The sequence below is a fragment of the Nocardioides deserti genome (assembly GCF_014266025.1).
Taxonomy (GTDB): Bacteria; Actinomycetota; Actinomycetes; order Propionibacteriales; family Nocardioidaceae; genus Nocardioides; species Nocardioides deserti.
In genome coordinates, this window is record NZ_JACMYC010000029.1 from 1 (window position 1) to 10,137 (window position 10,137).

Consider the following 10,137-nt stretch of genomic DNA (forward strand, 5'->3'; position numbering starts at 1 on the left):
CAGGCCGTCGGCGCGGCCGTGCAGCGCGCGGGCGCGCTCCTCGGCGGTGCGCAGGGCGAGCCGGGCGTCCATCTCCCCCTGGCGGGCGTCGCGCGCGGCCGCCGTCAGCCGCTCCCGGTCACCGGTGTCGGGCTCCTCGTCGGGCGCGTCCTCGGCGGTCGCGAGCCGGGCCTCGAGCTCGGCGAGCCCGGCGACGGCCTGCTCGCGCCCCTCCTGCGCCTTGGCGATCGCCTGCGCCAGCCGCTCGGCCTCGCCGCGGGCCGCGCGCGCCTGAGAGCCATGCTGGCCCAGCTCCTCGGCGACCGCCGCCAGTGTGGCGTCGGACTCGTGCAGCTTGGCCATCGCCACGTCGGCGCGCTTCTGCGCCTCCAGCCGCTCGGCCTCGAGCCGCGAGATGTCGAAGGAGAGCCGCTCCCCCGCCGCGGTCACCTCGGCGAGCCGGGCGGCCGCCTCGTCGACCGCGGCCTGCACCTCGATCAGGCTGGGCCGGCTGCTCGAGCCGCCGGCGGCGAGGTGCGCGGCGAGCACGTCGCCGTCGCGGGTCACGGCGGTCACGTCGGGCAGGTCGGCGAGGAGCGCGCGGGCGGTCACGAGGTCGTCGACCACCGCGACGCGGTCGAGCAGCCGGTCCACCGCGGGCCGCAGGTCGTCGGGGCACTCCACCACGTCCACGGCGTACGTCGCGTGGCCGGGCAGCGCGGGCCGGTCGCCGGCCGGGGCGGCCGCCCCGGCGCCGGCGAGCACGAGGCCCGCCCGGCCGAGGTCCTCGCCCTTGAGGTGGGCGATCGCGTCGACCGCGGCGTCCGCGCCGGTGACCGCGACCGCGTCGGCCGCCTGTCCCAGCGCGGCGGCGACCGCCGTCTCGAAGCCGCTGCGCACGGTGAGGAGCGCGGCGACGGAGCCGAGCAGGCCGGAGACCGTGCCGGTAGTGGCGAGCAGGGCGCCGGCGCCGTCCTTGCGGTCCAGCCCCAGCTCGAGGGCGTCCTTGCGCGCGGCCAGCGCGGAGCGGTCGCGGTCGGCCTGCTGGGCGGCCTCGCGGACCTTCGCGAGCCGCTCCTCGACGTCGTCGAGCAGCGAGGTCGCGGCCTCGTGCTCGGCGTCGAGGCCCTCCTCGCCGGCGTCGAGCCCGGCGACCTGGGTCTCCAGGGCGGTGAACGCGCGCTGCGCGCGCTCGGCGCGGGCGAGGGCCTCCTCGCGCGCCGCGGTCAGCCGGCCCACCTCCTCGTCGGCGGCCGAGGCGCGGGAACGGAGCGCGTTGACCTGGCCGTGCAGGCGGGCGAGCCCCTCGCGGCGGTCGGCGGCCGCCCGCTGGAGCGCGGCGATCCGGCGGTCCTCCTCGGCGGCCGCGTCCTCGGCGGCGCGGCGGGCGGCGACGGACTCCTCCAGCGCGGTGCGGTGGCGGTCGACCTCGGCCGCGGTGCGCTGCTCGCTCTCGCGCATCCGCTCGGCCTCGGCCTCGAGCTCGTCGGGATCGCGGCCGCCGCGGTGCTCGCTCTCGGCGGTGCCGGCGGCGTTGCGGACCCGCTCCGCGGCCAGCGACTGCGTGCCGCGGAGGCGCTCGCGCAGCCCGGACAGCGCGAACCACGTCTCCTGGGCCGCTGCCAGCGCGGGCAGGTCCTCGCGGAGCGCGGCCTCCAGCGACGCCTCGGTCTCCCGGGCGGCGGCGATCGCGGCCTCGACCTGCTCGCGCCGTTGCACCAGCACCGACTCGTCGGCCATCTCCTGCTCGAGCGCGGTGCGCGCGGCGACCAGGTCGTCGGCGAGGAGGCGGGCCCGGGCGTCGCGGACGTCGGCCTGGACGGTCTGCGCCCGGCGGGCCACCTCGGCCTGGCGGCCCAGCGGCTTGAGCTGGCGCCGGATCTCGCCGATCAGGTCGTTGAGCCGGTTGAGGTTGCCCTCGGTCGCGTCGAGCTTGCGGAGCGCCTTCTCCTTGCGCTTGCGGTGCTTGAGGACGCCGGCGGCCTCCTCGATGAACCCGCGGCGGTCCTCGGGGGTCGCGTGCAGGATCTGGTCGAGCTGGCCCTGCCCGACGATCACGTGCATCTCGCGGCCGATGCCGGAGTCCGAGAGCAGCTCCTGGACGTCGAGCAGCCGGCAGGTGCTGCCGTTGATGGCGTACTCCGAGCCGCCGGAGCGGAACATCGTGCGGCTGATCGTGACCTCGGCGTACTCGATCGGGAGCGCCCCGTCGGCGTTGTCGATGGTCAGCACGACCTCGGCGCGGCCCAGCGGCGGGCGGCCGGAGGTGCCGGCGAAGATGACGTCGTCCATCTTGCCGCCGCGCAGCGACTTGGCGCTGGCCTCGCCCATCACCCAGGCGAGCGCGTCGACGACGTTGGACTTGCCCGAGCCGTTGGGCCCGACGATGCAGGTGATGCCCGGCTCGAGCTGGAGCGTCGTCGAGGAGGCGAAGGACTTGAACCCCTTGAGGGTCAGGCTCTTCAGGTACAACGGAGGCTCCCTACACCGGTCGGACGTCGGCGCTGATGTCGGACGGCCGGAGGGCCGCGCCGGGGGAAGCTCAGCGCGCGTCAGACTACCTCTCGGGACGCCCGTCCGCCGGTGACCGGGCCGGTCAGGCCGGCTGCATCTCCTGCAGCCCCGACTCGCGGTCGAGGATGTCGGCGGCCGAGGCCGCGACGAGCCGGTCGTTCTCCTCGCTCAGCCTGAGCACGAGGGCCTCGAGCTCGCGGACGCGGGCGCGGAGGCGGGCGTTGTCCGCCGCGAGGCGGGGGTCACGCAGGTCGCTGTCCAGGTAGCCGATCAGCGCCTTGGCCATGGAGTGTTCCTTCGGTTCGGGGTGGACGTGCCGGGGGTGGTCCCCGGTGAGGGGACCGTGGGCGGCGTCGAGGCCGCGGAGACGAGGGCCGCACACGCGGGCGGGCCGTCTTCAAGAGTCCCACCACAGCGCCTCACGGTCAATCCGGCGTCGATCCGGCGTCAGTCCGGGACGGGAACCACCGGCGGCCCATCGGCGGCCGGCGCTCGGCGGCGCCTCGGGGCGGGCTGGCAGCGGGGGCAGAAGTAGGAGGAGCGGTTCATGAACGCCACCCGGCGGATCGGCGTCCCGCACCGGTCGCACGGCTCGCCCTCGCGGCCGTAGGCGTGCAGCGCACGGTCGAAGTAGCCGGACTCGCCGTTGACGTCGACGTAGAGCGCGTCGAACGACGTGCCGCCCTGGGCCAGCGCGTCGGTCATCACGTCGCGGACGTGGCCGAGCAGCTCGCGCACCTGCGGGCCGGTCAGCCGCTCCCCCGGCCGGTCGCCGTGGAGGCGGGCGCGCCACAGGGCCTCGTCGGCGTAGATGTTGCCGACGCCCGAGACGAGGTTCTGGTCCAGCAGCAGCCGCTTGATCCCGGAGGTGCGCCGGCGAACGCGGCGTACGACGTCGGCGAGGTCGAACTGCTCGTCGAGCGGGTCGCGGGCGATGTGGGCGATCTCCGGCGGCAGGTCGGCGCCGCCGGTCGAGACCGACAGCCCGCCGAACATCCGCTGGTCGACGAAGCGCAGCTCGCGGCCCTCGTCGGCGCCCTCGAGCGCCAGCCGCACCCGCAGGTGCCGCTCCGCGGGGGCGTCCGGCGGCTGCACGAGCAGCTGGCCGCTCATGCCGAGGTGCGCCAGCAGGGCGTCGCCGTCGTCGAGCGGCAGCCAGAGGTACTTGCCGCGCCGGCGGGCCGCGAGGATCCGGCGGCCGGCCAGGGCCTGCGCGAAGCCGTCCGGCCCGCGGGCGTCGCGACGGACGGGACGCGGGTGGAGGACGTCGACGCCGGTGATCGTCGCGCCGAGCACGTGGCGCTCGAGGCCGGCCCGGACGACCTCGACCTCCGGCAGCTCGGGCACGGGGTCAGGCCGGTTGCTGGCCGGTGGCGCTCGTGGCGGCGTCGACGGCCGGGTCGCTGACGCCGAGGGCGGCCGCGATCTCGCCGTACGCCGTCTCCGCGGCGGCCTGCTCGGCCTCCTTCTTGGAGCGGCCCACGCCGTTGCCGTAGAGCCGGTCGCCGACCCGGACCTGCGCGGTGAAGGTCTTCTGGTGGTCGGGGCCCTCGTCCTCGATGACGTACTCGGGCACGCCGAGTCCGTGCTCGGCGGCGAGCTCCTGGAGCGAGGTCTTCCAGTCCAGGCCCGCGCCGAGCGCCGACGCGGCCTCGATGAGCGGGTCGAAGAGCAGGTGGACGACCTTGGCCGAGGTCTCGAAGCCACCACCGGAGAGGTGGACCGCCCCGATGACCGCCTCGACGGTGTCGGAGAGGATCGAGGCCTTGCCCCGACCGCCCGTCGACTCCTCGCCGCGGCCGAGCTTCACGTGCTCGCCCAGGCCGATGGCACGACCCACCTCGGCCAGCGCGCGGGCGTTGACGACCGCGGCGCGGAGCTTGGCCAGCCGACCCTCGGAGAGGTCGGGGTGGGTCGTGTAGAGCGTCTCGGTCACGACGACGCCGAGCACCGAGTCGCCCAGGAACTCCAGGCGCTCGTTGGTCGGCAGGCCGCCGTTCTCGTACGCGTACGAACGGTGCGTGAGCGCACGCTCGAGCAGCTCGGGGTCCAGCTCCGGATCCCCGAGCGCCGCGCGCAGCTCGCTGTAGTTGGTCAGGGGACCGGTCTTCAGATGACCTGACGACGGTCGGCGCGAGCGCCGTACTGGCCGCACTCGCCGCACGCACGGTGCGGGAGGTGCTTGGCACCGCAGGCGGGGTTCGCGCAGGTCACCAGGGTGGGCGCGACGGCCTTCCAGGCCGACCGACGGTGACGCGTGTTGCTGCGCGACATCTTCCGCTTCGGGACTGCCACTGTTCTCTCCTCGGTTTGGGACCGGTTGGTGCCGGCCGTTCCTGGTCGTGCTCGCGGACCGGGTTCAGTCCTGCGAGCGGGTGCTGCTGTCTTCCTTCAGGGCCGCGAGACCCGCCCACCGCGGGTCGACCGGCGCCTCGTGCGAGTGGTCCGGGTCCTCGAGCCGCACACCGCACTCGGTGCACAACCCGGGACAGTCGTCCTCGCACAAGGGCTGGAACGGCAGTGCGAGCACCACCGCGTCCCGCAGCAGCGGCTCGAGGTCGAGCAGGTCGTCCTCGAGCGTGCTGACCTCGTCGTCCTCGTCGGGGTCGCCCCGGTGAGCAGGGTCGTCGTAGACGAACAGCTCCTGGAACGTGACCTCGGTGTCGTCCTCGATCGGCTCCAGGCACCGTGCGCACTCGCCCTCGAGCACGGCTCGCGCCGTGCCCGTCACCAGCACACCCTCCATGACCGCCTCGAGGCGCAGGTCGAGCTCGACCTGCGACCCCTCGGTGACCTTGAGGACTTCGATGCCCAGATCTGGCGGTGCCGGCACCGTCCGCGTCACCTGTCGCTGGGACCCCGGGCGGCGGCCGAGCTCGCGGGTGTCGAGCACGAGCGGCGCTCTCGGGTCCAGGCTTTTCAGGAGATCACTTCCGGGTCCGGGCACGTACAGATCAGCGAGAAGCCTAACCGTCGGGCCGAGGATCGGACAAAACGCTGCTCAGGGGCAGGTTCGGGAGCCGGACGAGGGGCGCGGTCAGGCACCGGCCGCGCGCCGTTCCGTCAGCCGCGCGGTGAGCCGTTCGAGCACCGGCGCGGGCACGAACGACGAGACGTCGCCGCCGAACGCCGCGACCTCCTTGACCAGGCTGCTGGACAGGAACGACCACTCGGGGCGGGTGGGCACGAAGACGGTGTCGACGCCGGTGAGCGAGGAGTTCATGTGCGCCATCGGCAGCTCGTACTCGAAGTCGCCGGCGCCGCGCAGGCCCTTGACGATCGCGCGCACGTCGTTCTCCGCGCAGTAGGTCGTCAGCAGCCCCGTGAACCCGTCGACGCGGACGTTGTCCCACGCCGCGCACGCCTCCTCGAGCATCGCGAGGCGCTCCTCGGGGCCGAAGAGCCGGCTCTTGGAGGCGTTGACCCCGACGGCGACGACGACCTCGTCGAAGAGGACCGAGGCCCGTCCCACGACGTCGAGGTGCCCGTGGTGGACGGGGTCGAACGACCCCGGGCAGACGGCTCGGCGCACGTGCGGCTCCGCTCTAGTCCTCGGGAGACGGCTCGTCGGGTGACGGTTCGTCCGTGGCGTGGGCGGCGCGACCGTACCAGAGCACGGTCTCGCCGTAGCGGCGCTCGCGGACCGGCTCGATGCCGGCCGGCCAGGTGGGCTCGGGGCTGCGCGCGGAGCGCTCGACGACGACCAGCGCGTCCGGCACGAGCCAGCCGTGCTCGACGAGCGCCGCGAGGTCGCGGGCGAGGCTCGGCTCCTCCAGGGGGTACGGCGGGTCGCTGAACACCACGTCGTACGGCGCGGTCGGGGGCCGGTGCAGCGTGGTCCCCACCGAGGCGGCCACGACGTCGGCGCGGGCGAACCCGAGCGTGCGGGCGTTCTGCCGGACGAGCGCCGCGGTGCGGCGGTCCTGCTCGACGAGCGTGACGACGCCGGCGCCGCGCGACCACGCCTCGAGCCCGACCGCGCCGGACCCGGCGTACAGGTCGAGGAAGCGCAGGCCCTGCAGCGAGCCGCACCACGCCTCGATCGCGGAGAAGAGCGCCTCGCGCACGCGGTCGCTGGTCGGGCGGGTGGCGGCGCCGCGCGGGGTCGCGATCCGCCGGCCGCCGGCGCTGCCCCCGATGATCCTGGTCACGGTGCGCTCACGACTTCTCGATGAACCCGCCGGCGGCGAGCTCCATGTCGCGGACGGCGGCGGCCAGTCCCGGGGTGGCGGTGAGGTCGGGGTCGCGGTCGAGCAGCGCCTCGGCGGTGCTCCGCGCCGCCACGATCGTCTTCTCGTCGCGCAGCACCCGGAGGTTCTGGAGGCTGGAGCGGTAGCCGGACTGGCTGGCGCCGAGCACGTCGCCCTCGCGCCGCTGCTCGAGGTCGACCCGGCTCAGCTCGAAGCCGTCGGTCGTCGCGGCCACCGCCTCGAGGCGCTGGCGCGCGGGCGTGCCGGCCTCGGCGCGCGAGACCAGCAGGCAGAGGCCCGGCAGGCCACCGCGGCCGACCCGGCCGCGCAGCTGGTGGAGCTGGGAGACGCCGAACCGGTCGGCGTCGAGCAGGACCATCGTGGTCGCGTTGGCCACGTCGACACCGACCTCGATGACCGTCGTGGACACGAGCACGTCGATGTCACCGGCGGCGAAGGTGCGCATCGTGCGCTCCTTCTCGTCCGGGGCCATCCGGCCGTGGAGCGGGGCGACCCGGAGGCCGGCGAGCGCGCCCTCGGCCAGGTCGGCGACGACCTCCTCGACCGCCGCGAGCGGCGGGCCCTGCGGCTGCTGAGCCTTCTTCGGCGTGGGGGCCTCCGGCACGTCCGGGTCGCCGTCCGGGGCGTCCTCGCCGCCCTGCTCGAGCTCGTCGCCCGCGATGCGGGGGCACACGACGTACACCTGGTGGCCGGCGGCGACCTCCTCGCGCACGCGCTCCCACACCCGGCCCATCCAGCCGGGGTGCTCGGCGACCGGGACGACGTTGGTCTGGATCGGCGCCCGGCCGGCGGGGAGCTCGGTGAGCGTGGAGGTCTCGAGGTCACCGAAGACCGTCATCGCGACGGTCCGCGGGATCGGCGTGGCCGTCATGACCAGCACGTGCGGCGGAGTGCCGGCCTTGCCGGTCAGCGCCGCGCGCTGCTCGACGCCGAAGCGGTGCTGCTCGTCGACGACGACGAGGCCGAGGTCGAAGAAGGAGACGTTCTCCTCCAGCAGGGCGTGGGTGCCGATGACGATGCCGGCCTCCCCCGACGCGATCCGCAGCAGCGGCTCCGTGCGCTGACCCTTGGTCATCGATCCCGTCAGCAGCTCGACGGCGGTCGCCTCGGCCGGACCGCCGAGCATGCCGCCGGTGGCGAGGTCACCGAGCATGGCGGTGATCGAGCGGAAGTGCTGCTGGGCGAGGACCTCGGTAGGAGCCAGCAGCGCGGCCTGGCCGCCGGAGTCGACGACGCGCAGCATCGCGCGCAGGGCCACGAGCGTCTTGCCTGAGCCGACCTCGCCCTGGAGCAGGCGGTTCATGGGGTGCGGCTCGGCGAGGTCGCGCTCGATCTCCTCCCCCACGGCCCGCTGGCCGGCGGTGAGCTCGAAGGGCAGCCGGGCGTCGAACACCGCGAGGAGGCCGCCGTCCCCGCCCGTCCGGGCCTGCGCGCCGAGGGACCGGAGCGCGCGGCGGCGGCGGGCCAGGACGAGCTGGGTGACCAGCGCCTCCTCGAAGCGGTACCGCTTCAGCGCCGCGCCGACCTGGCGGCGGTCGTCGGGCGCGTGGACCCAGTCCAGCGCCTTGCGGGCGGGCAGGAGGTCGTGCTCCTCGCGGACGTCGGCGGGCAGCACCTCCGGCACGTCGTCGAGGACGCTGCGGGCGAAGGTGATCGCGCGCTGGAGGTCCCACGACTCCACGCCGCTGGTCAACGGGTAGATCGGGTAGAGCGCGCCCATCGCGTCGAGCTCGGCCTCGGCATCGGAGCCCTCCGGGCCGCTGCCCTCGGGGCCGGCGCCGAAGAGCACCATCTTGGGGTTGGTGAGCTGCCAGTCGCCGCGGAAGACGCTCGCGCTGCCGACGAACAGCCCCCGGCGGCCGACGGCGAGCCGGCGGGCGTTCCACTCGGCGACGCCGCGGCCCTTGGCGAAGAACGACATCCGCAGCCGCGGGCCGTCGGTGGTCAGCACCACGTCGAGGCGGTACGCCGTGCGGCCGGTGCGGCGGTCGGTGTAGGTGCGCACGTCGGAGGACACGACCTCGCCGACGACGGTGACCACCTCGCCGGGCTCCAGCTCGTCGACCTTGGTGAGCTCCTTGGTCTCGACGTACCGCCGCGGGAAGTGGCGCAGCAGGTCCCCGACCGTGCGGAGGCCCAGCTTGTCCTCGATCTTGGCGCGCTTGCCCTTGTGGTCGCCGAGCACGGCGGCGACCGGGGTGTCGACGGTGATCACGCGGTGGCTGCTCCCCTCACCCGTGCGCTCACTCCACCGCGACCAGCAGCGGGTAGCGCTCCTGGCCACCGTCGTACACGACGACGTCGACAGCGGGGTGCCGTTCCTCGACCCAGCCGGCGCACCGGGTGGCCAGCGCGCCGTCGGCGTCCTCGGCCCCCGCGACGATCGTGACCAGCTCGCCGCCGCCGCCGAGCAGCCGCTCGAGCACCTGCGTGGCGACCTCGAGCAGGTCGTCGCCGACCACGACGAAGTCGCCCGCCACGACGCCGAGGGCGTCGCCGACCTCGCACGGGCCGGCCATCGTCATCGCGCGCCGGGCCGCGACCGTGACGGCGCCCTGGCGGGCGTGCCGGGCGGTCGCGGTCATCTCGAGCACGTCCTGGTCGAAGGAGCGGCCGGGCTCGTGGACCGCGAGCGCGGCCAGGCCCGACACCTGGGCCGGGGTTGGGATCACCGCGACCCGCAGGTCGTCGGGGGCGTCGGTCTCGGCGGTGCTCGCCGCGACCTGCGCGACCCGGAGCGAGTCGTGGTCGTTGGGCAGGACGACGACCTCCGAAGCGCCGCACGAGGTGATCGCCTCGAGCAGCTCGCCGGTGCTCGGCCGCCGGCCGGGGCCGCCGTGCACGACGACCGCGCCGGCCTCCTCGAAGAGCTTCGCCAGGCCCGGCCCCGCGGCGACCGCCACGACCTTGCGGCCCGTGCGGGTCGGCGTCCGGCGCCGCTTCTCGGCGACCTGCTCGGCGAAGTGGGTGACCCGCACGCGGTGCGGGCGGCCGGCCTCGAGGCCGGCCTCGATCGCGGCGCCGACGTCGTCGACGTGGACGTGGACGTTCCACAGCCCCTCGCCGCCGACCACGACGAGCGAGTCGCCGAGGTCGGCCAGCGCCTTGCGCAACGGTGGGATCCGGTCGTCGGCGGCGTCGAGGAGGTACATCACCTCGTACGACGGTCCGTCCGGGGACAGGTCGTGCTGCCGCGCGACCGGCTGCGGGATCGCGTGGCTGCCGAGCGGCACCGTCACCGGCACCGGTCGCCGACCGGTCAGCACCGTCTCGGCCGCGTCGAGCACGACGCTCAGCCCGCGGCCGCCGGCGTCCACGACGCCCGCGTCGCGCAGGACGGCGAGCTGCTCCGGCGTACGGGCCAGGGCGGCGCGGGCGGCCTGGGCCGCGGCGGCGAACACGTCCCGGGCGCGGGCGTCGGGCGCGGCCGCCC

The 10,137-nt window shown here is 75.2% G+C and carries 10 protein-coding genes; all 10 read right to left on the reverse strand.

The window, feature by feature from the left end; translation table 11 throughout:
* Positions 1–2,451: chromosome segregation protein SMC (gene smc / locus H7344_RS19920; protein WP_186347733.1), on the reverse strand; the 2,451-nt coding region annotated here is incomplete at its 3' end.
* 124 nt (positions 2,452–2,575) lie between these two features.
* Positions 2,576–2,779 carry a hypothetical protein gene (locus H7344_RS19925; protein ID WP_186347734.1) on the reverse strand — a complete coding sequence of 68 codons (204 nt, stop codon included), beginning with the start codon at positions 2,777–2,779 and terminating at the stop codon, positions 2,576–2,578.
* Positions 2,780–2,940: 161 nt separating this feature from the next.
* On the reverse strand, positions 2,941–3,840 hold the full coding sequence (mutM, locus tag H7344_RS19930; protein ID WP_186347735.1) for a bifunctional DNA-formamidopyrimidine glycosylase/DNA-(apurinic or apyrimidinic site) lyase: 900 nt from the start codon (positions 3,838–3,840) through the stop codon (positions 2,941–2,943).
* A gap of 4 nt (positions 3,841–3,844) precedes the next feature.
* Entirely contained in the window at positions 3,845–4,648 is an 804-nt protein-coding gene (gene rnc / locus H7344_RS19935; RefSeq protein WP_186347736.1) for a ribonuclease III, read from the reverse strand.
* Entirely contained in the window at positions 4,603–4,788 is a 186-nt protein-coding gene (rpmF, locus tag H7344_RS19940; protein WP_166189999.1) for a 50S ribosomal protein L32, read from the reverse strand. Before rpmF ends, rnc begins: the two co-directional genes overlap by 46 nt.
* A gap of 64 nt (positions 4,789–4,852) precedes the next feature.
* On the reverse strand, positions 4,853–5,386 hold the full coding sequence (locus tag H7344_RS19945; protein ID WP_229706862.1) for a YceD family protein: 534 nt from the start codon (positions 5,384–5,386) through the stop codon (positions 4,853–4,855).
* Positions 5,387–5,530: 144 nt separating this feature from the next.
* On the reverse strand, positions 5,531–6,025 hold the full coding sequence (gene coaD, locus H7344_RS19950; protein WP_186347737.1) for a pantetheine-phosphate adenylyltransferase: 495 nt from the start codon (positions 6,023–6,025) through the stop codon (positions 5,531–5,533).
* A gap of 13 nt (positions 6,026–6,038) precedes the next feature.
* The gene (rsmD, locus tag H7344_RS19955; protein ID WP_186347738.1) at positions 6,039–6,644 is read right to left on the reverse strand and encodes a 16S rRNA (guanine(966)-N(2))-methyltransferase RsmD; all 606 of its coding nucleotides are present in this window, start codon (positions 6,642–6,644) and stop codon (positions 6,039–6,041) included.
* Between the two features lie 7 nt (positions 6,645–6,651).
* On the reverse strand, positions 6,652–8,919 hold the full coding sequence (locus H7344_RS19960) for an ATP-dependent DNA helicase RecG (protein WP_186347739.1): 2,268 nt from the start codon (positions 8,917–8,919) through the stop codon (positions 6,652–6,654).
* 28 nt (positions 8,920–8,947) lie between these two features.
* Positions 8,948–10,137 (reverse strand): DAK2 domain-containing protein (locus H7344_RS19965; RefSeq protein WP_186347740.1); only part of this gene is annotated, 1,190 nt, incomplete at its 5' end.

Bases quoted from the DNA above. Each gene is read 5' to 3' on its own strand.
- H7344_RS19925 (WP_186347734.1), bottom strand. From the start codon at position 2,779: ATGGCCAAGGCGCTGATCGGCTACCTGGACAGCGACCTGCGTGACCCC.